At 37.9% G+C, this 367-nt stretch carries 1 protein-coding gene; it reads left to right on the top strand.

Annotation, left to right across the window (positions count from 1 at the left end; genetic code table 11):
* The coding region (locus HC175_RS20750; RefSeq protein WP_168139895.1) for a M28 family peptidase at nucleotides 1-237 on the top strand (237 nt) is incomplete at its 5' end.
* Nucleotides 238-367: the final 130 nt, after the last annotated feature.

Below are 367 nucleotides of genomic sequence, written 5' to 3'. Positions count from 1 at the left end.
AACAGGTTTTACTACAGAAGCGATCACTACCATTTCGCCAAAAATGATATCCCCATTATCTTTTATTTTAACGGAGTACACGAAGATTACCACCGCCATACAGATACACCGGACAAGATCGAATATGACCTGCTGGCAAAAAGAGCAAAGCTGATCTTCCTTACAGCCTGGGAAGTGGCAAACCGTGATGAAAGACCTTTTGTTGATAAACCTACTTTAACCGAAGCATCTAATTAGACTTAAACTTTAATATTGAACCAAACCTAACAGGTCTTCGAGACCTGTTAGGTTTTTTTATTTTTAATTAACTACTGTCAGAGTTTTGAACCTCTGACAGGGTTGCTTACAAAAATTTAAATTCCGGTTC

The organism is Salinimicrobium oceani (assembly GCF_012037645.1).
The sequence above is the reverse complement of the archived record's forward strand: the minus strand, read 5'-3'. Positions and strand labels throughout refer to the sequence as shown.